Annotated in this window: 26 protein-coding genes; 22 read left to right on the forward strand and 4 right to left on the reverse strand. The window is 37.5% G+C overall.

Annotated features, from left to right (window positions below; all coding sequences use genetic code 11):
- Positions 1 to 14: 14 nt before the first annotated feature.
- The 4 genes from Q2U82_RS14620 to Q2U82_RS14635 all read right to left on the reverse strand — a co-directional run bounded on the left by Q2U82_RS14620 (position 15) and on the right by Q2U82_RS14635 (position 7,942).
- On the reverse strand, positions 15 to 2,345 hold the full coding sequence (locus Q2U82_RS14620) for a multicopper oxidase domain-containing protein (RefSeq protein ID WP_410005558.1): 2,331 nt from the start codon (positions 2,343 to 2,345) through the stop codon (positions 15 to 17).
- Between the two features lie 63 nt (positions 2,346 to 2,408).
- The gene (locus Q2U82_RS14625; RefSeq protein ID WP_410005559.1) at positions 2,409 to 3,644 is read right to left on the reverse strand and encodes a TolC family protein; all 1,236 of its coding nucleotides are present in this window, start codon (positions 3,642 to 3,644) and stop codon (positions 2,409 to 2,411) included.
- Positions 3,641 to 7,417 carry an efflux RND transporter permease subunit gene (locus tag Q2U82_RS14630; RefSeq protein WP_410005560.1) on the reverse strand — a complete coding sequence of 1,259 codons (3,777 nt, stop codon included), beginning with the start codon at positions 7,415 to 7,417 and terminating at the stop codon, positions 3,641 to 3,643. Before Q2U82_RS14630 ends, Q2U82_RS14625 begins: the two co-directional genes overlap by 4 nt.
- 108 nt (positions 7,418 to 7,525) lie before the next feature.
- On the reverse strand, positions 7,526 to 7,942 hold the full coding sequence (locus tag Q2U82_RS14635) for an HYC_CC_PP family protein (protein WP_410005561.1): 417 nt from the start codon (positions 7,940 to 7,942) through the stop codon (positions 7,526 to 7,528).
- A 292-nt stretch (positions 7,943 to 8,234) separates the two neighbouring features.
- Here Q2U82_RS14635 and Q2U82_RS14640 point away from each other — a divergent pair, with 292 nt between their 5' ends.
- The 22 genes from Q2U82_RS14640 (at position 8,235) to Q2U82_RS14745 (ending at position 23,858) form a co-directional block, all read left to right on the forward strand.
- On the forward strand, positions 8,235 to 8,657 hold the full coding sequence (locus Q2U82_RS14640; RefSeq protein WP_410005562.1) for an HYC_CC_PP family protein: 423 nt from the start codon (positions 8,235 to 8,237) through the stop codon (positions 8,655 to 8,657).
- Positions 8,658 to 8,848: 191 nt separating this feature from the next.
- A complete protein-coding gene (locus Q2U82_RS14645; RefSeq protein WP_410005563.1) occupies positions 8,849 to 9,430 on the forward strand; it encodes a helix-turn-helix domain-containing protein in 582 nt (193 codons plus the stop codon).
- Positions 9,431 to 9,501: 71 nt separating this feature from the next.
- Positions 9,502 to 9,816 carry a WG repeat-containing protein gene (locus Q2U82_RS14650; protein WP_410005564.1) on the forward strand — a complete coding sequence of 105 codons (315 nt, stop codon included), beginning with the start codon at positions 9,502 to 9,504 and terminating at the stop codon, positions 9,814 to 9,816.
- Positions 9,813 to 10,103, forward strand: a complete 291-nt coding sequence (locus Q2U82_RS14655) for a hypothetical protein (RefSeq protein ID WP_410005565.1) — start codon at positions 9,813 to 9,815, stop codon at positions 10,101 to 10,103. Before Q2U82_RS14650 ends, Q2U82_RS14655 begins: the two co-directional genes overlap by 4 nt.
- 30 nt (positions 10,104 to 10,133) lie before the next feature.
- Entirely contained in the window at positions 10,134 to 10,607 is a 474-nt protein-coding gene (locus Q2U82_RS14660) for a hypothetical protein (RefSeq protein WP_410005566.1), read from the forward strand.
- An 18-nt stretch (positions 10,608 to 10,625) separates the two neighbouring features.
- Positions 10,626 to 10,895 carry a hypothetical protein gene (locus tag Q2U82_RS14665; RefSeq protein WP_154192163.1) on the forward strand — a complete coding sequence of 90 codons (270 nt, stop codon included), beginning with the start codon at positions 10,626 to 10,628 and terminating at the stop codon, positions 10,893 to 10,895.
- 12 nt (positions 10,896 to 10,907) lie between these two features.
- Positions 10,908 to 11,123 carry a heavy-metal-associated domain-containing protein gene (locus Q2U82_RS14670; protein ID WP_154192165.1) on the forward strand — a complete coding sequence of 72 codons (216 nt, stop codon included), beginning with the start codon at positions 10,908 to 10,910 and terminating at the stop codon, positions 11,121 to 11,123.
- A 21-nt stretch (positions 11,124 to 11,144) separates the two neighbouring features.
- Positions 11,145 to 11,381 carry an SHOCT domain-containing protein gene (locus Q2U82_RS14675; protein ID WP_410005567.1) on the forward strand — a complete coding sequence of 79 codons (237 nt, stop codon included), beginning with the start codon at positions 11,145 to 11,147 and terminating at the stop codon, positions 11,379 to 11,381.
- A gap of 11 nt (positions 11,382 to 11,392) precedes the next feature.
- Entirely contained in the window at positions 11,393 to 11,599 is a 207-nt protein-coding gene (locus Q2U82_RS14680) for an SHOCT domain-containing protein (protein WP_410005568.1), read from the forward strand.
- A 17-nt stretch (positions 11,600 to 11,616) separates the two neighbouring features.
- On the forward strand, positions 11,617 to 11,895 hold the full coding sequence (locus Q2U82_RS14685) for a DUF5676 family membrane protein (protein WP_154192170.1): 279 nt from the start codon (positions 11,617 to 11,619) through the stop codon (positions 11,893 to 11,895).
- An 18-nt stretch (positions 11,896 to 11,913) separates the two neighbouring features.
- Positions 11,914 to 12,621: a lycopene cyclase domain-containing protein gene (locus Q2U82_RS14690; protein WP_410005569.1), complete on the forward strand. Its 708-nt coding sequence runs from the start codon at positions 11,914 to 11,916 to the stop codon at positions 12,619 to 12,621.
- Between the two features lie 16 nt (positions 12,622 to 12,637).
- A complete protein-coding gene (locus Q2U82_RS14695) occupies positions 12,638 to 13,099 on the forward strand; it encodes a universal stress protein (protein WP_410005570.1) in 462 nt (153 codons plus the stop codon).
- A 33-nt stretch (positions 13,100 to 13,132) separates the two neighbouring features.
- Positions 13,133 to 14,488, forward strand: coding sequence for an NAD(P)/FAD-dependent oxidoreductase (locus Q2U82_RS14700; protein WP_410005571.1), 1,356 nt, complete (start codon positions 13,133 to 13,135; stop codon positions 14,486 to 14,488).
- 7 nt (positions 14,489 to 14,495) lie between these two features.
- Positions 14,496 to 15,854 (forward strand): APC family permease, encoded by a 1,359-nt coding sequence (locus Q2U82_RS14705; protein ID WP_410005572.1) that lies wholly within the window; start codon positions 14,496 to 14,498, stop codon positions 15,852 to 15,854.
- Positions 15,855 to 15,868: 14 nt separating this feature from the next.
- On the forward strand, positions 15,869 to 16,882 hold the full coding sequence (locus Q2U82_RS14710; RefSeq protein ID WP_410005573.1) for a type II glyceraldehyde-3-phosphate dehydrogenase: 1,014 nt from the start codon (positions 15,869 to 15,871) through the stop codon (positions 16,880 to 16,882).
- A gap of 11 nt (positions 16,883 to 16,893) precedes the next feature.
- Positions 16,894 to 17,955, forward strand: a complete 1,062-nt coding sequence (locus Q2U82_RS14715) for a class I fructose-bisphosphate aldolase (protein ID WP_154192177.1) — start codon at positions 16,894 to 16,896, stop codon at positions 17,953 to 17,955.
- 43 nt (positions 17,956 to 17,998) lie between these two features.
- Positions 17,999 to 18,916 (forward strand): alpha/beta fold hydrolase, encoded by a 918-nt coding sequence (locus Q2U82_RS14720; RefSeq protein ID WP_410005574.1) that lies wholly within the window; start codon positions 17,999 to 18,001, stop codon positions 18,914 to 18,916.
- Positions 18,906 to 19,880, forward strand: a complete 975-nt coding sequence (locus Q2U82_RS14725; protein ID WP_410005575.1) for an ATP-dependent 6-phosphofructokinase — start codon at positions 18,906 to 18,908, stop codon at positions 19,878 to 19,880. The genes Q2U82_RS14720 and Q2U82_RS14725 overlap by 11 nt, the downstream gene beginning before the upstream one ends.
- A 3-nt stretch (positions 19,881 to 19,883) precedes the next feature.
- Entirely contained in the window at positions 19,884 to 21,152 is a 1,269-nt protein-coding gene (locus tag Q2U82_RS14730) for an MgtC/SapB family protein (RefSeq protein ID WP_410005576.1), read from the forward strand.
- Between the two features lie 10 nt (positions 21,153 to 21,162).
- The gene (locus Q2U82_RS14735) at positions 21,163 to 22,158 is read left to right on the forward strand and encodes a 2-hydroxyacid dehydrogenase (protein ID WP_410005577.1); all 996 of its coding nucleotides are present in this window, start codon (positions 21,163 to 21,165) and stop codon (positions 22,156 to 22,158) included.
- A gap of 24 nt (positions 22,159 to 22,182) precedes the next feature.
- Positions 22,183 to 23,019, forward strand: coding sequence for a universal stress protein (locus Q2U82_RS14740; RefSeq protein ID WP_410005578.1), 837 nt, complete (start codon positions 22,183 to 22,185; stop codon positions 23,017 to 23,019).
- A complete protein-coding gene (locus Q2U82_RS14745) occupies positions 23,016 to 23,858 on the forward strand; it encodes an ATP cone domain-containing protein (protein WP_154192187.1) in 843 nt (280 codons plus the stop codon). Before Q2U82_RS14740 ends, Q2U82_RS14745 begins: the two co-directional genes overlap by 4 nt.
- Positions 23,859 to 23,861: the final 3 nt, after the last annotated feature.

Raw genomic sequence — 23,861 nt, forward strand, 5'->3', positions numbered from 1 at the left:
TTAGTTTTTATTTATTAAAATCTTGCCGATAAACCTCCTCCAGCACCAAAACGGTTATCGTAGCTTGCCATCAATGAAAAGTTTCTTGACAGGAAATATTCGATTCCTGCATTCCAAACAACTTCGCTTGCGAAATTATCTCCGTTAGAAAGGTCATTTACCCATCCAAAATCCGCCTGGTATTCATAACTACCAAAAATGGCGGTTCTTGGCAAAATGAGTATTTCACGGCTTAAGCTTATTTGCGGCCGTAATTTGCTATCCATTCGCACATCGAGATTAAAGAGATAGGGTGTTAAAAATCGAATTCCGGCAATTGCTGTGGTAGAAAGTTCATCCAAACTGTCTTCCATTTCATTCTCGATATTCACACCGCCAAACACTCTTAAATAATCGTGTAGATAGCGTTCATAGGTCACTTCGGCCTCCAAATTTTTGTTCCATCCATATTCTGCCATCACATTGAATTGGTTACGAATGTTGGATGTTGTAAAATTGAATTCGGTCATATGCGATGCTGCATCTACCATCGCCCACGTATAATATTTATCGGCTTCGGTAATCAAACCACTTATGGGATATCCATTCAATCGGTCGTCCCGTGGTGTGTCATAACTAATAACTCTTGCCATCCCACTCACCATATGATATAGAATGTGGCAATGAAAAAACCAATCGCCATACTCGTTGCCGTAGAACTCTATAATTACTTCACCCATTGGGGGTACATTGACGGTATGCTTTAAGGGTGAATATTCTCCGTTCTCATTAATGACCCTAAAAAAGTGCCCGTGAAGGTGCATTGGGTGGTGCATCATCGTGAGGTTGTTAAGGGTAATTCGGGTAACTTCTTTATGGTTTATTTTAATCTGGTCGGTCTCCGAAAGCGGCACACCGTTCATACTCCAGATATAGCGGTTCATATTTCCGGTAAGGTTCAAAAGGATTTCCTTAACCGGAACATCCTTGGAATAGGTAGTTTTTTCTGGTGATTTGAGGTAATCATAATTGTACTCTGAAAACATTTGCATTCCATCCATATCAACCATTTCATTTTCATTCATATCCATTTTGGTATGGTCCATTTTCTTCTTCCCTGTGGAATCTTTGGACATATTCATATCCATTTTTTCATCTTTCATTTCCATCTTTGAGTGGTCCATTTTGGAATGGTCCATTGACATTCCGTCCATTTGCATCCCATATTCCTCTTTCATCTCATAGCGTTCATCTTTCTTTGGCTGGAATTTTAAGGCGTGTGCTCCCATTTTCATATCCATTTTTGCCATTTGCTGCATCATCTTGATTTTATCGGGCCTTGGAACTACTTCCGCAGGTATCACTTTACCATTTCCAATAAAGGCAGTTGCCGTGCCCGACCCATCCTGTGCCATTGCACGGAACTCAATTTTGCCGTTTTCGGGGATGGTGACTATAAAATCATAAGTTTCGGCAATGGCAATGAAGGTTTTATTTTTTTGGATAGGTGTTACATCCAGTCCATCCGCAGCAACCAATGTGGGCATTTCGCCACCAAAAGTCATCCAAAATTGGGTAGAGGCTGAACCGTTGATGATGCGCAACCTCACTTTTTCGCCTGCCTTAAAATTGGGATATTCGGGATTTTGTTGACCGTTTACTAAAAAAGCGGGATAATAGATGTCGGCTATATCTGCTCCTTCCATCCGTTGTCGCCAAAAATCGAGCTGTGCACCAAATGCACCACGGCCTATTACTTGGTTTAATGGTGTTGACGTTCCTTTTTTCATTCCGTACCATTCGTTACCACGTTTTAGATTACGTAGTACATTCATCGGTTTTTCGTTTGTCCAATCGGAAAGCATCAATACCAAATCTGTATCATAATCCAAGGTTTTTTCTTTTGGATTTATAACAATTGAGCCAAAAACACCGCTTTGTTCCTGCAACATCGTGTGCGAATGATACCAATAGGTGCCGGCCTGTGTTATGGGAAATTCATATTTGAAAGTTTCACCGGGGCGAATGGGCGGTGTGGTCAAATAGGGAACTCCATCGAAAAAATTGGGGATGATTATTCCGTGCCAATGGACGGAAGTTTCTTCCTCCATCTCGTTTTTCACATAAATGACGGCATATTCGCCTTCGGTAAATTCCAAAATTGGACCTGGAATACCTCCGTTTACGGTCATTCCTTTTACATCTTTTCCTGCTTTGTTTACCATTTCTTCCTTGATGGTCAAAGTATATTCGCGAACAGGACGATTTTCGGTATTTCCTTCTTTGGATGGTTCAAAAATGTTTTGGCTAAAAACAGTTTGACATCCCATTAACATTAGAAGTAATATGTATTTTAATTGTTTCATTTTTAAATATTTTTTATAATTAATCTAAATTTCTCAAACCCCTTATCTCTTTAAAACAAAGTTTTAATTGGTTAAGTAATTTATGATGGTTGATTGAACATAATAAGTCTTGACCGATTCTATTTGGTTAATCTGAAATTTCAGTTGCAACTCTTGAATGTCCAAAACATCATTAAAATCTATAGTTCCCGTTTCATAATTTTTTATCAGGATTTCTTCGGCATCTTCGGCTTGTTTTAGGTTTTTGGATTGTGTATCGTAACTTATTCTTGCGGAATTTCTATCATAAATTGCTTTTGAAAGCATTGTCTGCAAAGCATTTAACCGTTCTTCTTTTTGTGATGTGATTTCTTGCTGTTTCAACTGGTTCTGTTTGGTCTGGCTCTTGTATTTATTGTTGAAAATTGGAATCGAAAGCGTGACCATCGGCATCAATATATCCTTACCATTATCAATTAAAGTCATATCGGTTCGTTCTGAAACGGGAATGTAGTCCAACCCAAAACCGAGCATTGGGCTGCTTTCTTTTTGGTTCAAAAGTTCCGACTGTGAGACTGATTCATAAATCTTATCATATTTGGTAAGCTCTGGATGCACCTTTAGATTTTCTTCGGAAATGATGTCGATTTCAGCTGGAATTGTCAAATCACTCATTACGACAACTTCCATATCATTATCCCTATTCAAAAGATTATTGAAAATGGCTTGTTCCGCCAGATATTGTTGCTGTAAAACTTCTTTGGTCTGTTGAAGCTCATTTTGCCGAATCTGCAATCGCAACACTGATACAGCCGATGCCTTTCCTACTTCAACCGATGTCAATGCCAGACGCTCATAGGTTTCAAGCAACTGAATGTTTTGTTCCAAAACTTCCTGTTTTGCTTTGTTTGCCATTAGGTTGTAATAAGATTGGGATACGGACACAATCAATTTCCGCTTGGCTATGACCAATTCCTCATATTGTGCTGCTGCCATTGAACTGGCATAATTTTCCCTTGCCGAGATAGTGCCAAACCACGGAATCATTTGCTTTAATGAAAGTCTTGCTCGTTGTGCACCGACCCTTGTTTCGGGTTCGCTTACAAAATAGCCTGCGCTCACTTCAGTATTTGGCAACCAATTGGCTTCATTTACTTTTTCCGATGCAATTTCATATTGAAACTGAACCTTTTGGATTTCGGGACTGTTGGTAATGGCTTCATCTATATAGGTCTGCAAATTCTGTCCATAACTATTGAAAGCCGAAAGACATATCCCGAAAAACAAGACGAATTTAATATGTGTTTTCTGTTTTATCATTGTTCGATAGTTATAGTTTGTGGTTCGTTTTTGAGCTTTCTTTTCGCAATACGTTCCTTCCTCCAACTGAAAAGTACAGGGACAAGGAAATAGGAAGTTGTGTCCAATAGCATTCCCCCAAAAATTGGGATGGACATTGGTATCATAATATCACTCCCTTTTCCTGTGGAAGTTAGTACTGGCAACAATGCCAAAATGGTCGTGACCGTTGTCATCAAACACGGACGTATTCGTTTTGAAGCTGCTTCCAACGTGGATTTTCTGATTTCCGCTTTATCAGTCGGGTCATTTTTATCGAATGTTTGTGTAAGATAGGTGGCCATAACTACACCATCGTCCGTAGCAATTCCAAATAGTGCAATAAAACCAACCCAAACCGCCACGCTCAAATTGATGGTTTTTATATTGAAGAGGTCTCGCAGGTTTTCGCCAAAAAAATTAAAGTTTAAAAACCAATCCTGGCCATAAAACCAAATCATCACGAAACCGCCTGCAAAAGCTACTGTAATTCCGGTAAATACCATTAACGTGGTAGAAACCGCACGGAACTGGAAATACAATATCAAAAAGATGACTGCCAGCGCTAATGGCACGATAATCGACAGTGTTTTTTCTGCACGCAATTGATTTTCGTATGTTCCTGTAAATTTATAACTGATGCCTTTTGGCATTACCAATTCGCCATTGTCAATTTTTTGCTGGATAAGTGCCTGCGCATTTTCCACAACATTTACTTCGGCGAAACCATCCAATTTGTCAAATAGCACGTAGCCCACCAAAAAAGTATCTTCACTTTTGATGACTTGCGGCCCTTGTTCGTATTTAATGGTCGCCAATTCGCTCAAGGGAACGGGACTGCCTTTTTCAACAGGCACATAAATATCTTTCAAATCTGATGGGTCTCCACGTAATTCTCTTGGATAACGAACCCGAACGCCATAACGTTCCCTGCCTTCCACGGTTTGGGTAAGCACCATTCCGCCAACTGCTACTTTCAGCACATTTTGAACATCTTCGATGGTAATGCCGTAGCGCGATAATTTTTCTCTGTCAATATCGATTAGTAAGTAGGGTTTACCAACAATTCGGTCTGCAAAAACGGCTTCTTGTTTAACGCCTTCGGCCTGTTTTAGAATATCTTCCAATTGAACACCAAAAGCTTCAATCTGCTTTAAATCCTGTCCTTTCACTTTAATTCCCATTGGGGCGCGCATTCCGGTTTGCAACATTACCAAACGGGTTTCTATGGGTTGTAATTTCGGGGCAGATGTAACGCCAGGTAATTTTGTGACCCTTACTATCTCGTTCCAGATATCGTCAGGCGAACTGATTTCTGGGCGCCAGTTTCGGAAGAATTCGCCATCGTCATCCGGAATCAATTTTTCTGAAGATGCATCGGCAGTAATAGATACTTTCTTGCCATTTTTCCGGGCAGTCTCTACTTTTTCAGAACCAACAGGACTGTTGGGGTTCTCAATGAGACTACTGTCTTTCATTATAAAAAACCCATTATCATCTACTTTAAAACGTTGCCTTTTCCCTTCTTTCAGCATATATTCCTGTTTATACTGAATCATATTTTCATACATTGACAAAGGTGCGGGGTCGAGTGCGGATTCCGTCCGACCCGATTTACCGACAACTGTTTCAATTTCGGGAATGCTCGCGACGGCCATATCCAGTTGTTGTAACACACGTTTATTCTCTTCAACGCCAGCGTGCGGCATTGAAGTTGGCATCAATAGGAATGAACCTTCGTTGAGAGAAGGCATAAACTCTTTTCCGGTGGTTTTAAAAATGAGGAAACCTGAAATCAACAAGGCTGTTGGAATGGTCAAGAACAAGAGTCTGTTTGCGAGTGCCCATTTTAAAATTCGGGTATAATATCTTTGGAAAATGGAAAAAACTCCCAACAGACCAAAGCAGATAATGCCCACAAAAAGAAGGTTCCAAAACACACTTTTATCGACACCTAAAGGACGCCAATATTCTGCCAAAAGGAATACAATAGCAGCAACGGAAAGGTAGATATTAATATGGTTAGAGCGCTTGTGGGACACATTTCCACGTAGTTTTGCAAATGCCACAAAACCGAATGCAATTAAAATAACACCTATCCAGTGCGCAAAAATCACGGCTATAAACCCAGCCAGAATCAAAAGGCTATTGATACCGTAATTCGTGTTTTTATGAATATTCCTGTTTTTAAAGAAAATGGCCGCAAATGGCGGAATTATAAACAGGGCTATAATTATGGACGCTGTGAGCGCAAATGTCTTTGTAAACGCCAGGGGACGGAACAGTTTACCTTCGGCACCAATCATCGTAAATACAGGGATAAAGCTGATAATCGTGGTCATTACGGCAGTCACAATAGCTCCTGAAACTTCGGCTGTAGCCTTATATACCAATTTATTTATAGGTAGCTTTTTATTATCCTCATCCAGATGCCTGATGATATTCTCCGCGAGAATAATACCCACATCCACCATTGTGCCAATGGCAATGGCGATACCCGAAAGTGCCACAATATTGGCATCTACGCCAAAGAATTTCATTGCAATAAAAACCATCAGCACTGCAACGGGCAACAGTCCTGCAATTAAAATGGATGCCCGAAGGTTGAACACCATTACGATGATGACCAAAATGGTAATGAGAATTTCGAGCGTTAACGCCTCGTTGAGCGTTCCCAAAGTTTCTTGAATAAGTTCAGTACGGTCATAAAAAGGCACAATCGTTACCTGCGAGGTTCTACCATCAGCCAATACTTTTGAAGGCAACCCTTTGCTTAACTCCGTAATTTTTTCCTTTACGTTAGTGATGACTGCCATCGGGTTGGCCCCATAACGTGCCACAACAACCGCACCCACAACTTCTGCACCCTCTTTGTCTAAAATGCCACGACGTGTAGCAGGACCAAGCGTTACATTGGCAATATCACTAATTTTTATAGAGGTGTAATTTTCAGAGGTTACGACGGCATTTTCAATGTCAGCAACAGATTTTACATAGCCCAGACCTCGAACGAGATATTCCGCTTGATTGATTTCCAAGGTTTGAGCACCAATATCCTTATTGCTTTCCTTTACGGCTTTTACAACTTGGGCAAGCCCAATGTTGTATTGTCGCATCAATTCTGGATTGACATCAATTTGATATTCCTTGACATAGCCACCAATGGATGCCACTTCTGAAACACCGCTTGCAGATGCCAAAGCATATTTTACATAATAATCCTGAATACTTCGTAGTTCCTGTAAATCCCAACCTCCAGTGACGTTACCATCTTTGTCTCGCCCTTCAAGCGTGTACCAAAATATTTGTCCTAAACCTGTGGCATCAGGCCCCAAAGCTGGATTTACACCTTCAGGTAAAAGGCCACTTGGCAAGGAATTCAATTTTTCAAGGATTCGGCTTCTACTCCAGTAAAATTCGATATCCTCATCAAATATGATGTAGATGCTTGAAAAGCCAAACATTGATGAACTACGGATGGTTTTCACACCAGGAATACCTAATAGCGTCGTGGTCAAGGGATAAGTTATTTGGTCTTCAATATCTTGTGGCGAACGACCATCCCATTTGGTAAAAACAATTTGTTGATTTTCACCAATATCAGGAATGGCGTCAACGGCAACTGGGTCACTGGGCAAAATTCCAGTTTCCCAATTAAAAGGTGCATAAACCGTCCCAAAACCTACAAATGCAACGAGCATAAGTACGGCAACGAGTTTATTTTCTATTAAAAATTTTATGCTTTTATTTAGCATTGGCATTGATTGTTAAACAATTAGACAATGGTATTGAGAAAATACCGAATACAACAAATTATCCTGATGGATGAACTCCATAGGATTAGTGGGTCTATTGCTTAAAAATCAAATTAAATAGGTTTCGTCAAGTTTGTAGATATGCCTGACGATAATGGGTGGTGGGTAATCGTTTAAAGAAGGGGTTACTCCTTCGGAAATTTCAAAAAGGGTATTATAAGAGTGGAAAAAAGCAGCAACGAAAAGCTGCTGATTTAAGGTTATTTTATCAAAAGTAAGCTGTAGTTCGTCTTGTCCCGATATGCTTTGTTGCTCATCACTACAACAGTCCTTTTTGGAGATATTGCACTCTGGTAAAGGTGATTGCTGTTTCACTTCCATACCGCAAGTTTCAACGTGGCCAAACAATGAAGAATCCACTAAAATATCACCACAGTAATGACTATCAACAGTAAAAGAAACAGTTGATAGTAACACTAAAAGTGCCATACAAAATGATACTATTTTATGAAAAACTTTTTTCATTATGGTTACGAAGTTATGAAAAACTTATTTCTAAATGCCTATTTAACAAATATTTTAGATTATTAAGTTTTAAAATGTATAACTGAAATTCGCTAAATATAATTGCAAATGAAATCCAATAAAAATTATTTCAATATGATATAAATCATATTCTTGTTGTACCATTACAATTATCTTCGTAAAAATTAATTGTTAACATTAAATTGTAAATACCTAACAATTAACCTATTGAATGACAAGGTAAAAATTCAAAAAAACTTGAATGTTAAACAAAATTTGTTAATTTTATAGTGTGAAATCTTTTTTTACTAGAATATTGTCCTTTTTTTTAGCAGTATTTATACTGTTTTCAACCTCTTCTTTTACAGTAGATATGCATTTTTGCTGCAATAAATTGGTTGATATGTCCATTCTGGGCAAAGCCAAAGCTTGCAAAGATATGGCTCAAAAAAAAGATTCATATACCAAACAATGTACGACACTACAAGAGAAAAGTTGCTGTAGCAACCAGACCGTCTTCAAAAAAGGTGAAGACACCTTCAAAAAATCCAATACTATAGTAGAAACCGAGACCTTGGTTTTTGTCAACACTTTTTTTTATACCTATATTAATCTGTTCGAGGGTCTAGAAGAAAACATCACTTCTTTTAAAACCTATAGGCCGCCTCTGTTATCTACAGATTTAATAATTCTCAACGAAACCTTCTTAATTTGATTTTCTACTTCGCAGGTTAAATTTAATCTGCATTGTTTCTATAGCCACAGTTTCACTTCTGGCTAACATTTGTTGTACCCTGTTTTCAACTACACCGTACATCATTCAATAAAACCTTACAGAGCTAACCTTGTTAGCTACAGATAATTCAAACTATTAGGCTAAAACCTGATGGCAATACATTAAACACTATGAGCAAACCAAAAGAATTTTGGATTAAGAATATGGTCTGTAATCGCTGCTTAAAAGTAATTAAGCAGGAACTACAGGAACTTGGAGTAACAGTACTTTCTTTGGAATTGGGAAGGTTGTTGGTAGAAGCTCCAAAAAAAACCTGTGATGAAATTAATACTGCTGTAACAACCGTACTTCACGCTAATGACTTTGAAATCGTTCAAAACGAAGACGAAATGCTCACAGAAAGAATCAAGATTATTTTAATTGAACAGTTGCAAGAACTACCATTACTTATTAAGGTAAAAACATCTGAACTTTTAGCATCCAGTCTTCATAAAGATTATAAGACATTGAGCAAAATGTTTTCTAGCAATGAACAGATAACCATCGAAAAGTACTTTATCAAATTGAAGATAGAGAAAGTTAAAGAACTCATCCAACTTAAACAACATTCCTTTTCAGAAATAGGATACTTATTGGATTATAGCAGTGTCAACCATTTGTCCCGACAATTCAAAGAAGTGATTGGAATGAGTATGACTGACTATAAAAATACCGAAAATTGGAAACGAAACTTTTATGATGAAATTATATAAATATCAACGAAAGTTATGCAGATGAAGGCCATTGGCAAATACTACATTTAATAAATTAAAAACATATCAAAATGAAAAAAATAGTTATCACATTATTGCTTCTTCCACTATTGGGATTTGCACAGACCATCGAGAATATCGATTACATTTCACCTTTTCACGAGGGACTTGCTGCCATAAAAAAAGGAGAGAAATGGGCATTTATAAATCAAGAAGCCAAAATTGTGGTGGATTTTAGGGACGATTTGGTTTTAACCAAAACAGATGATGCCAGCTATCCCATATTTAGTAACGAAAGATGTCTGATTGCACATCAAAAAAGTGATGTGCTTTATTACGATATATTGATAGAACTGGAAATCCTATCATACAACCACAATTTTTGAATGCAACCAACTTTGAAGGCGATAAAGCATTGGCTTTAAAAGTTGAAAAAGAAATCATTGGCTATAATGACATATTCAAAAAAGACGTGGTAAGCTATCATTATTTTGAGGTTGTCATAGATAAAGAAGGAAAAACAATAGAGCATTTAACTCAATTGGCCATTCACGTCTCGCCTAAAGGCAAGAAGGATAAAAATCCACCTGCAATTACATCCAAGCTAATCTCTAGAAGTTTAGTTATGGTTGGAGACGAAAACAAGAAATGGTCACTAAAGAAAATAGAATAAATCTTATTAATAATTTAAAAACAAATCAAAATGAAAACACTAGTAATTATTTTATCTACAATTGGGCTTTTAAGCTTAAACAGTTGCAAACAGGAAGCAGACTTGCAAGCATTAATGCAAAATCCGGAAAACCGTACAGAAGTATATGATGCAATTACCAAAAATCACGATTATATGACCGAGTTTATGGAGGAGATGCACAATAGCGACCACGCAATGCAAATGATGCAAGGTGAAGGAATGCAAATGATGATGAAAGACAGTACGATGATGAACAATATGATGGGCAACAAACCAATGATGCACTCAATGATGAACCAAATGATGAATGACGGAAAAATGATGGGAACGATGATGAAAATGATGCACGAAAAAGGAATGATGAGCGAGGACTGTATGGAATCCTGCTCAAAGATGATGGGCGAAAAAGGAATGGATATGCAGGGTATGAAGATGGACAATATGGATTCTTCCACCAAGGATGACCATACCGAGCATCACTAATTTATAAAATCAAAAACAATGAAAAATAATCACTGGATATGGATGGTCATCGGTTGTGGGCTACCACTACTGTTCATCTTTTTAGCGCCCTCATTTGGTATAGGAGGTGGTTCATCACTATTTATTTTCATCATTTTTATGTTTGCCTGCCACCTATTTATGCCCCACGGCTCGCACGGACACGGTGGTCATAACCATTCACAGCATAAACAAAGTGAATCCCAAAATAGAGAGGAAAACTCTACGGCTGAATCCAAAGATGAACACAAAGGCCATCAACATCACTAAAAGCTAAATATTATGAAACAAAAATTTCAAATAAACGGAATCAGTTGTGGTGGATGTGTTGCAAGAGTCAAGAAGACATTGGAAGAACATCCCAACATTGAAAAAGCAGAGATTTTTCTGGCACCAAAAGGAGCTACTGTAATCACTATGAATGAAACTCTTTCAGTTGCCGAACTACAAAAGCAACTCGATGCGCTCAATGGATACACAATCACAGAAATAAATTAATAACATCTAAAATTAAAAATTATGCACTATTACGATGGAAGTTTTGGAGGAATGCACCTTATATGGTGGATTATATGGGTCATATTTATTGCCTGGATTTTCTTTATCCCAGCGGATATCCCATATCAAAAATCAAAGAAAGAAAGCCCACTGGATATTCTAAAAAAACGCTTTGCAAAAGGCGAAATATCCAAGGAAGATTATGAAGAATCTAAAAAGATTTTAAACGCGGATTTTACTAAAAACCTTAATTCCTAAAAACTAATATTATGAATCACTACGGCGGTATGCATTTTATATGGTGGATTATCTGGTTTTTTTTCTTGGCCTGGATATTTTTCATTCCTACAGACATACCTTATCAAAAAACAAAGAAGGACAGCCCACTGGATATTCTTAAAAAACGCTTTGCAAAAGGCGAATTATCCAAGGAAGTATTTGAAGAATCTAAAAAGATTCTAAAATCAGAAAACTAACTCAAAATTATAAAACTATGTATCGATTAAACATAAAAAAACTCGGTTTTGCTTTCGGTCTAACAGGAACCTTAATTTATTTGGGCTGTATGATTGTAATGTTAACAGCAGGACAAGAAGGTTCAATTACCTTTTTCAACAGCCTTTTGCACGGCTTGGATACTACCAGTATCATTAGAATGGATGTACCACCTTTAGAAGTGTTAATGGGAATAATACAAACTTTTATTCTTTGGTGGTTAATAGGGGCTTGTATTGGAGCATTTTATAACGCACAAATAAAAGTTAAAAAATAGGAAAACCATTTTAGGATTATGCAGAATGTCTGGTTTATATGGTCGCTTATCATTTTAGCTCTTTGGGCAGTTATCTACTTGTCCAAAAAAGAAAATAGAAAAGCAATGCTTCAAATGAGCCTAATCACTATGCCGTTTGGTTTAACAGAGCCCTTGTTTGTGCCAGAATATTGGATGCCACCATCATTATTTGAATTGGCCGAAAAAACAGGCTTTGACATTGAAAGTTTAATATTTTCTTTCGCCATAGGCGGAATAGGTACAGTTCTTTATAACCTGATTTTTAAGCGAGGCCTTTCCGAAATATCACATATCGAGAGAAACCACAAAAGGCATCGGCTACATAATTATATACTCTTTACGCCAGTGGTCATATTCATTTTACTGGCTCTGTTTACATCGCTTAACCATATCTATTGTGGGATTATCGCTCTCTTTATTGGTGGATTGGCAACACTCTACTGTCGCCCAGATTTAAAAGGAAAGATATGGGTTGGGGGAATTTTGTTTACGGTATTGTACTTCATTTATTTCGGAAGCATACTTCCGTTCTATCCCCAATATGTGGAGTTGTACTGGAATCTGGACAACCTGACCCATATTCTTGTCTTGGGCATTCCGATTGAAGAATTATTATTCGCCTTTACTTTTGGGATGTACTGGTCTGGATTATACGAACATCTGTATTGGCGAAAACTTATAAAATTAAATAAAGCTCGTAATTAATTTAAAACTAAATAAAATGAAGATAGTATTAGCAATAGACGGTTCAGAGTTTAGTAAAGTTGCTGTTAAGGAACTTGCAAAATTTTCATTACCACAGGGTAGTGAAATTAGTATAATAAACGTTTATGAGCATCCAGCGATGTCAACGCCAGAGCTCATTTCAACAACGGACACTCTTGACGTCTATTATCGAGAATTTATAGCCAATGCAGAAAAATTGGGAGAAAAAATTGTTTCCGATGCTGTACTAATCATATCTGAAAAAAATAGCTCGATTACAATAACAAGAAGCGTGGTCAGTGGGCTTCCAAAAAAGGAGATTTTAGAAAAAGCAGAGTCGTTTGATGCAGATTTAATCGTAGTTGGCTCTCAAGGGCAAGGAGCATTTTCACGACTTTTATTGGGTTCTGTTTCACAGTATTTAGCAACACACGCCAAATGTTCAGTAATGATTGTAAAAGACAAGGACTCAAAGTAACTATGGCCAACACCAACGATATAAAAACCAAATATGAACGTCAATTACTCAAATAATAATACAGAAGAATCTGCTTGTAAGGTAACAGATACAATATGCCTTCCAGATTCAGACTTACCTCGTGTAGTTATCATTGGCGGTGGGTTTGCAGGTTTGGCATTGACAGAAAAACTGAAACACAAAGAAATTCAAGTTATCCTTATTGACAAAAATAATTTCCATCAGTTTCAGCCTTTGCTTTATCAAGTAGCTACAAGTGCCCTGGAACCGGACAGCATTGTTTTTCCTTTCAGAAAACAATTTAATGGATATAAAAACGTGGTATTCCGTTTGGCAGAAGTTGAAGAAATTCAAGCCTCATCAAATATAATTGTCACAGATAAGGGAACAGTTGAATATGATTATTTGGTTTTGGCAACCGGAACAACTACCAATTTCTTTGGTGTGGAAAACGTTGAGCAAAACAGCTTGGGGATGAAAGATATTCGTGATTCCCTAAACATCCGCCATCTGATGTTGCAAAATCTGGAACAGGCAGCCATAACCTGTGATGATGATGAACGGGATGCCCTGACAAACTTCGTTATCGTTGGTGGTGGTCCTGCTGGGGTAGAAATGGCAGGAGCTTTGGCAGAATTCTGTAAATACATTCTACCGAAGGATTATCCAGAGTACCCTTCTTCCATAATGAAAATTTACCTAATAGAAGCCATTGATGAATTGTTAAGTACGATGTCTGAAAAAGCCTCTACAAAAACCCTGAAATATTTGAAGGACTTGGATGTAAAGGTACTATTCAATGAATCGGTAAGCGATTATGACGGGTCAATAGTCACAACCAAAAGTGGGAAAACCATTTTTGCCAAAAACCTAATCTGGACAGCAGGTGTAAAAGGACAGTTCCCAAAAGGTATCGATGAAAAACACGTGGTAAAAGGCAACCGTATAAGAACGGGCTCATTTTTAATGGTAGAAGGTTACGAAAACATTTTTGCCATAGGCGATATAGCGGCTATAATTACAAATGAAACGCCAAAAGGGCATCCACAAGTAGCACAGACGGCTATTCAACAAGGGAAATATTTGGGTAATTCATTATTGAAAATTATTAATGATGAAGCCGTAAAGCCTTTCGAATATAAAGATAAAGGTTCGTTGGCGACCGTTGGTAAACGAAAAGCAGTAGCTGATTTGGGTAAATTCAAGTTTGCAGGTTATTTCGCTTGGTTGTTATGGTCTATTGTGCATTTGATGTCAATAAGCGGATTTAGAAATAGATTGATGGTTGGTTTTAATTGGGCGGTAAGCTATTTCACTTACGAAAAGAGCAACCGCCTGATTATTAGAAATTTTAAACCTAAATCTTCTGTGAATAATCCGAAGAAATAATATAATAATGAAAGATACCACAGTTAAAAATAATAAGCTTTCCCTAATAGGTTCCATATCTCTCGGTACTGGGGTTATGATTGGTGCTGGAATATTTGTCCTTATGGGACAAATAACTGAATTGGTAGGTGATTTATTTCCGATTGCTTTTATAGCTGGTGCCATTGTGGTTGGTTTCAGTTCATATTCCTATGTGAAGTTTTCAAATGCTTTTCCATCTTCTGGAGGCGTTGTTAAATTCTTGAACAAATCCTATGGCCCTGGCACTACGACAGGGGTCTTTTCTTTGTTGATGTATGTCTCAATGGTGGTTTCAGAAAGCTTGGTGGCGGGCACTTTTGGAGCATATACGCTTCGGCTGTTCCCAGAAAGTTGGGCTGGTTACGCATCCATTCTCGGTATTCTGCTATTGGTAACAGCTTACATCATCAATATTTTAGGAAACAAAGTTATTGGCGCAACAGCCACCTTTACAGCAATTATCAAAGTTGTAGGTATTGCATTGCTCGCCATTGCGGGACTTATAGCTTCCGGATTTGCAGATATTACAGGAAATTATATTCCAAGAAATACGGAAACGTTGCCACAAGGGTTCGCTTTTATTGCTGCATTGGCGTTGGCAATCCTTGCCTATAAGGGATTTACTACTATTACAAATCAGGGAGGTGACATTAAAAAACCACATAAGAACCTCGGACGTTCTATTATTATTTCCATTCTTATTTGCACGATTATTTATGTAGCCTTGGCACTGGCTGTTGCTGGAGGTTTAACTATCCCAGAAATAATCGAAGCAAAGGATTACGCCTTGGCAGCGGCGGCACAACCCATTTTTGGGGAATGGGGTTCTTGGATTACCATAGCAATAGCTATTATAGCAACCTTTTCTGGTGTTATAGCAAGTGTGTTTTCGGCCTCACGCTTGTTGGCAATGTTGAGCAATATGAAGCAAGTGCCGTCCCTAAAAAGAATGGGGAATCTTAAAAACCCTGCCCTCATATTCACGGTTTCACTGGCTATTTTACTGACCGTGTTGTTTGATTTAACAAGGATTGCTTCCATTGGGGCCATTTTTTACCTCATTATGGATATTGCTATCCATTGGGGACTTTTTCGCCACCTAAAAAAAGAAGTGGATTTTCTGCCTATCATTCCATTAATAGCCATTGTGATGGATGTTGCGGTGCTTTCAGCATTTCTTTATATAAAATATCTGAACGACCCATTGGTTCTTATCGTAGCGGCAATTGGGATTATTCTAATCATTGTTGCGGAACGCCTTTTTATGATTTCACATACAGATGATGAAGGAAATATGCCGATGGGAATGGAAGCAACAAGTAATACAAAAACAAAACATAATTAATAAATTCAATTTATATGAAAAATATAGCAGTTATAGGATATGGTGTCATCGGAAAAAGAGTAGCTGATGCCGTCAATCTTCAAGATGATATGAAACTTTCGGGTGTGTGTGATATCATTAGTGATTGGCGCATTCAAAATGCGGTGAGAAAAGAGTACGATATCTATGCAGCCACTCAAGAAGCAGCTGTTACAATGGCAAATGCTGGCATCGATGTCAAAGGAAATATGCAAGACCTTTTGAAAGAGGTAGATTTAGTTGTGGACTGTACCCCAAAAAAAATTGCAGCACAGAACGTGAAAGTTTATAAAGAAATTGGGATAAAATTTATCTTACAGGGAGGGGAAAAGCACGAGACCACGGGTCATTCCTTTAGTGCAGAAAACAATTATAAATCTGCGTTAAATCTAAATGCAACACGTGTAGTTTCCTGCAATACCACCTCTATCTTAAGAACATTGACCGCTCTAAAAAGAGCTGGTTTATTGGATTATGCTAGAGGAACACTCTTAAGAAGAGCAACAGACCCTTGGGAAAGTCATTTGGGCGGAATTATGAACACAATGGTTCCAGAAAAAGATATTCCGAGCCATCAAGGTCCTGATGCCAAAAGTGTCGACCCCGAACTCGATGTTATCACATCCGCAGTAAAAGTTCCAGAGACATTGAGCCATATGCACTATTGGAACGTGAAGTTAAAGAAGCAAGCCACGAAAGAAGAAGTGCTTAATGCCTTTAAAACATCCAGCAGAATTAAGCTGATACGCTATGAACAAGGCTTGGTTTCTAACAACACTATTAAGGAAATGTTTTTGGATATGGGAAGACCTTGGGGCGATATGTATGAAGTTGCGCTTTGGGAAGATATGCTGAAGGTTGTTGGAGACGAGCTTTTTTACGCCTACGTGGTCGATAACCAAGCTATTGTAATCCCTGAATCTATTGATGCCATTAGGGCACTTACGGGAATTGAAGTAGATGCAGCAAAATCCATTGCCAAAACCAATGATAGTTTAGGAATCCATTAATTCAACTTAAAATGAAAACTGAAAAAAATATCATAGAACTATTAGGAAAGAAGTCATCTTTCTATTTGGAACACGTTTGTGAAAAAATCACGAAGGATGAACTTCTAACCCCAAGCAAGAACAGTCTTGAAAAAGTATTTCTAAATAGTAACAGAAATCCACAAGTATTGCGAAGCCTAGCACAATTGTACAACCACGGAAATCTTGGGGGAACAGGCTACTTGAGTATCCTTCCTGTAGACCAAGGCATCGAGCATAGCGCAGCTTTTTCATTCTATAAAAATCCGGATTATTTTGACCCAGAGAATATAATAAAACTTGCCATTGAGGCTGGTTGTAATGGTGTAGCGTCCACCTTTGGTGTTTTAGGGCTGAACGCTCGAAAATACGCGCACAAAATACCATTCATTGTAAAAATCAACCACAATGAACTTCTTACCTATCCCAATAAATATGACCAAACGCTCTTTGGCAAGGTAAAATCGGCTTGGGATATGGGAGCAATTGCCGTGGGTGCAACTATCTATTTTGGTTCAGAGGAAAGTAACAGACAGCTAAAAGAAATAGCTGAAGCTTTTGAAGAAGCCCATAATTTGGGAATGGCTACCATTTTATGGTGCTATCTGCGCAATGAAGCTTTTAAAACCGAAAAAGAAGATTACCACGCAGCTGCCGATGTTACGGGACAAGCCAATCATTTAGGAGTAACCATTCAGGCAGATATTATTAAGCAAAAATTACCTACAAACAACTTTGGTTTCAAAGAGATAGGTTTTGGTAAATATGATGATAAAATGTATGAAACACTTACAACAGACCATCCTATTGACCTATGCAGATTGCAAGTAGCCAATTGCTATATGGGAAAAATAGGTTTGATAAATTCAGGTGGTGGCTCAAAAGGTGAGTCAGATTTGGTTGAAGCAGTTACGACAGCTGTCATCAATAAAAGAGCGGGAGGTTCTGGTTTGATAATGGGGCGGAAAGCATTTCAAAAACCTTTTGGTGAAGGAGTTGCGTTAATCAAAGCCGTGCAGAATGTCTATTTGGATGATACTATCAATATTGCATAGTTAACAAATGGAATAAATTTAAAAATTGATTCATATTTTAATAATGACATTACTATTCACATCCATATTCTTAATTCTTCCAGTTATCGCTATAGCAGGATATCAGCATTATAAGATTGTTAGGCAACCAGCCTATGATGCCAACAAAACTCTATTGAAATATGAAATAATGGGTTCAGGTGAAACCAAACTTGTTTTGCTACACGGATTGACTGGGTCATTGAATTATTGGAAGCGCAATTTAGAAAGCATTTCAAAAACACATTCTTTACTTTTAATAGACCTTCTTGGTTTTGGTGATTCGCCAAAACCAAGAAGCAATTATTCTCTTTCAATACAAATGCAAGCCGTTGAATTGGTTTTAAACAAGGAAGGATTCAATGATGGAAAAACTTTAATAGGTGGACATTCTATGGGAGCGATAATTTCATTAGCCCTTTTAGAAAAACATCGTCATTGGTTCAAATCAGGCGTTTTTATTAGCATACCTGTTTACAAGGATGCAGATGAGTTTAAGAAAGTTATGTCCACACATTCCTTTGTGGATAGGATTTCAACAAGCAAATTCTCGAAATACATCTGTATGATACATCCCATTTTTATGTCGCGTGCTTTCAAACCCGATAATCTTACTGACGAAGTTTATGAAGACGCAAAAAAACATCATTGGCAGAGTTATTATTATTCGCTTACAGAAGTCATTTTAAAAACAAATTTATATGCGATGGCAAGGAAAATTAAGGATAAAGACGTGCTTTTTATTCACGGAGAAAAAGATACAACTGCACCTTTAGAAAATGCCTTAAAATTATCGAGGGAATTTAAAAACGCACAAATAATTACTTCATCTGAAGGAGACCATCAGTTCTTTCTAAAAGAAGCAGAATTTGTATGGAAGACCGTCCAAGATTTTTCGGTTTCAGATAAAAAATCACAAAAAACAATATTAAATGAATACTAATAAAATCAAACATATAGGTGTATTTACCTCTGGAGGCGACAGCCCTGGAATGAACGCTGCATTGTATGCTATTGCAAAATCTGCGGAAGTGAATGATATTAAAGTAAGTGGTTTTTTAAAAGGGTATGAAGGTTTGATAGATGGTGATTTGATACCATTAAAATCTCACGAACTAAAAAAAATTACCCAAAAAGGTGGCACTATTCTAAAAACAGCACGAAGCAAACGATTTCTGGAATTAGAGGGTCGTAAAAAAGCATTGCAAACTTTAAAAACAAATAACATAGATGCTTTAATTGCTATTGGTGGTGATGGTACTTTTAAAGGTCTATTAGCTTTTTCAGAAATATGCGACATTCCGTTTATAGGCATTCCTGGGACTATAGATAACGATATTTCGGGTACAGATTATACCCTTGGTTTTGATTCGGCTGTAAACACTGCCATTGAAAATATTGATAAAATAAAAGATACTGCCGAATCCCACAACCGTGTATTTATTGTTGAAGTAATGGGAAGGGATTCAGGCTACATTGCTATTCATTCCGGATTAATGGTAGGTGCCGATTCCATACTTATTCCCGAGAGTGGAAAGGACTTTATTTATCTATTGGATAAGGTTAAAAATTACGATAGCGAAGATGCTTTTCTTGTCGTGGTTTCTGAAGGGGATGAAATAGGAGCCGAACTTGTTTCATCAAAAATAAAGGAAGTCAAACCCAATGTCGATTTACGTATTACCAAGCTTGGGCACGTGCAACGAGGTGGAAATCCTTCTGCTTTAGATAGAATGTTGGGCATTAGACTTGGAGTGGCAGCTGTAAAAACAATTTTACAAGGCAAAAAAAATGTAATGGTAGGAATCTTAAATAATCAATTGCATCTAACCTCTTTTAAAGAGGTGGTTAAGCAACATCAAGTAAATAATGAATTATATGAACTTTTAGAACTATTTGGAAAGTAAGAAATGATTGAAGCCTTTAAAAATATCAACCCATTTATCCTCGGATTACTCATAAGTCTAGGCATTGGCCTTATTCTAGGACTGGAACGTGAATATGATAAACTGAAGGAAGAACAAGGTTTTGCAGGCATAAGAACCTTCCCGATTGTCGCCATTATTGGTTTTATATTAGGCAACCTTTCCACAGCTTATACACCTTGGTTGGTCATTATCATTGCAGGAGCATTTCTTTTGTTTTTGTCCTTGAGCCATCTGTCTATGGTACAAAAACACGTAATGACAGGGATAACCACTAATATGGCATTATTCGCTACGTTGATTTTGGGTGTTATGGTTGCCAATCATTTGCACAAGGAAGCAGTTGCCACCGCAGTAGTGGTCGTTACTTTATTGTCGCTTAAAACTACCTTTCGTTCTTTCATAAAGAATATTACTTCAGCAGAGCTTTTTGCTTTTATTAAATTTTCTATCATAGCGTTGTTGATATTACCATTCCTTCCCAAAGAAAATTATGGACCAGAAGGTTTGTTAAATCCTTTTGAAATCGGCTCTATTGTTGTTATTGTTTCCTTCTTAAATTTCATCGGCTACTTTCTTGTAAAATATGTAGGTTCTAAACGTGGTATTCTGCTCACGGCAATTTTAGGCGGATTGATTTCAAGTACCGCTGTAGCTTGGATATATGCTTCCCGAAGTAAGGAATCGCCAGAACTTTCAAAAGAATATGCCGCTGGTATCATTATAGCTTCTGCCATAATGTTTCCCAGACTTGCGATTCTGGCATATATTTTCAATAGTGCCATACTTTCTTATTTAGTCGTCCCATTTACTATTCTTACCCTTATCTGCCTAATAAGTGCGCTTTTATTCATCAAAAAGAATACAGATGTCCCAAAGACAGACATCAATCTTGGTAATCCACTCAATATTTGGAACGCTCTTGGGTTTGGTGGTATTTATGTGGTCATCCTGTTTGCAGTTTTTTATGGAAACCAGTTTTTTGGCGAAAGCGGTTTATACTATTCAGCCCTAATTGCAGGATTGGCAGATACAGATGCCATTACTATCAGTATGGCAAAATTTGGGTCTTTGGAAGAAAAACTTGCACTGGCAGCCAATGTCATCATAACAGCAACCATAAGCAATATGATTGTAAAGTTGGGCATAGCCTACTTTAAAGGTTCTAAAAAAACAGGAAAACTTGTACTGATGATTTTTGGAACTGTTGTAATCGTTGGGATAGCATACATTTTAATACAGTTAGGAAATTAAAAAAAGTGAAATGAAAACAACCATATTTAGCACACATAAGTTTGAAGAACCCTATCTGTTAAAAGCGAATGATGGCAAGCATCAATTAAAACTGCTTGAGAGTCGTTTGACGGAAGAAACAGCTATTCTCGCAACAGGTTCCAAAACGGTAAGTCTCTTTACAGGTGATGATGCTTCGGCAAAAGTTCTTGAAAAATTAAGCACGTTAGGCGTAAAAAATATTGCTCTGCGTTCTGCAGGTTTCAATCACGTTGATTTAGTAAAAGTAGCTGAATTAGATATGAAGGTAGCCCGTGTTCCTGCCTATTCACCTTATGCCATTGCAGAACACACAATGGCTTTGATACTTGCATTAAACCGCAAACTTATTAAGGCAAACAACAGGGTGCGCGAACACAACTTCTCATTAAACGGACTTACGGGTTTCGACCTAAACGGAAAAACTGTCGGTGTCATAGGAACAGGAAAAATAGGTGATGTATTGGTAAAAATACTTCAAGGTTTTGGCTGCAAAATTCTGGCCCACGATATGACTATCGATAAAAGTCTTGTCAATACATATAACGTCAATTACACTGATTGCAAAACACTCTGCGAACGGGCAGATATCATAAGTCTGCATATACCTTTAACACCAAACACAAAACATTTGATTGATGCAAAACATATCGCACTTATGAAACCCGGTGTAATGCTCATCAACACAAGTCGTGGTGGTTTGGTGGATACCAAAGCGGTCATACAAGGTCTTAAGACGAAAAAAATAGGGTATTTAGGATTGGATGTCTATGAAGAGGAAGAAGGATTGTTTTTTGAAGACCATTCTGATGACATTTTGCAAGACGATGTGATTGCTCGATTAATGACCTTTAACAATGTTTTAATAACAAGCCATCAAGCCTTTTTAACAGAAACAGCATTGACCAATATTGCTGAAACCACCATATATAATTTGGATTGCTTTGATAAAGAAATCCTTTCTGGGAATGAAATATCTGTCAATTAGTTTAAATAATTAAAACATAAAAAAATGAAAAATATACTTGTACCCACCGATTTCTCTGAAAACTGCACAAAGGCAGCCTATTTAGGCATTAAAATGGCCAAACTATACGATGCAGAGATACATTTTTTACACTTGATGACAACACCTGTAGATTGGGTAAAATTGAGTAAACTCAAAGAAAAGCGCTATCCCGAAACTGTAAAGCAAATTGGTATTGCCAAAGCCAAATTGCGTGCGTTGGAAAAAGAGGCAGAACACGAAGGACTGAAATGCCGAACTTTTCTCCAATTTGATTCGGGACAAAAAGATATTCTGGAACATTCTGGTCATTTCCACCACGATTTCATCATTACAGGAAGTAGCGGTACCAAAGGCCGTGTAAGGGAGATAACGGGCAGTAATGTTGAAAAAATTGTAAGAAAGTCAAATGCGCCAATTATTGTGGTAAAAGAGGATGAAGTAACGTTTCCTTTTAAGGACATCGTATTCCTTTCAGATTTTAAGGAAGACGTGAGCATACCGTTCAAGGAAGTGCTGTCCATTGCAGAAAAATGTGACTCAAAAATTCATTTGTTACGCATAAATACAGAAACGGATTTTAATAGTATAGAACTTGGGCTGAACCCTGTTAAGGAATTTCTTCAAAAGTTCCCTGATTTCAGCAAATATTCAATGAGTGTTTACAACGAACCTTCAGTGGAAGCAGGCATCAATACATTTTTAAATCACCAATCAGCAGATTTGATTGCGATGAGCACACACGGAAAGACAGGATTTTTGAATCTTTTTTCAAAAAGCATTGCCGAGGGCATAACCAATCATTCTGCTCTACCAGTAATGACAATACATATAAAAAAATGAAACATCCAATCAACATAGTAAAATATTCGGGCGATGTGGTAGCCTTTGATGTGGAGAAACTTATCAATTCCTTAAAACGTTCCCAAGCAAGTGAAAAATTGATTGAGCAAATAGTAGCACAAGTTCAAGACCAATTATACGATGGTATTACCACAAAAAAAATCTATCAAATGGCATTTAAAATGCTAAAAGGTAAGTCGAGAGTAAGTGCTTCAAAATACAAACTCAAAAAAGCCCTGATGGAATTAGGTCCTTCTGGCTTCCCATTTGAGAAGTTGGTAGGCAAACTATTGGCGCACGAAGGATTTTCAACACAGGTTGGTGTCATAGTTCAAGGCAATTGCGTTCAGCACGAAGTGGATGTGATAGCCCAAAAAGACAATACCCATTATATGATTGAATGTAAATACCACAGTGACCAAGGTAGGTTTTGCAACGTGAAAATTCCCTTATATATCCACTCAAGATTTTTAGATGTTGAAAAACAATGGGAACGTCAAAAAGGTCACGAAGCCAAGCTTCATAAAGGAGGCGTGTACACCAATACACGATTTACAAGTGATGCGGTGCAATATGGTAAATGCGTAGAGCTACTATTGACAAGTTGGGATTATCCAATTGGTGACGGTTTAAAAGACAGAATAGATAAGTTGGGACTGCACCCTTTAACCGCATTAACTACCCTAACCAAAGCTGAAAAAACAAAGTTATTAGATGAAGGTATCGTGCTCTGCAAGGAGCTTCACGAAAAACCTGTGTTATTGGAAAAGATAGGAATTGATAAAAAAAGACACAAAAAGATTTTAGAAGATTCAGAAGCGCTATGTAAAAGCTCTTGAGAA

The organism is Aequorivita nionensis (assembly GCF_046352995.1).
Lineage (GTDB): Bacteria > Bacteroidota > Bacteroidia > Flavobacteriales > Flavobacteriaceae > Aequorivita > Aequorivita nionensis.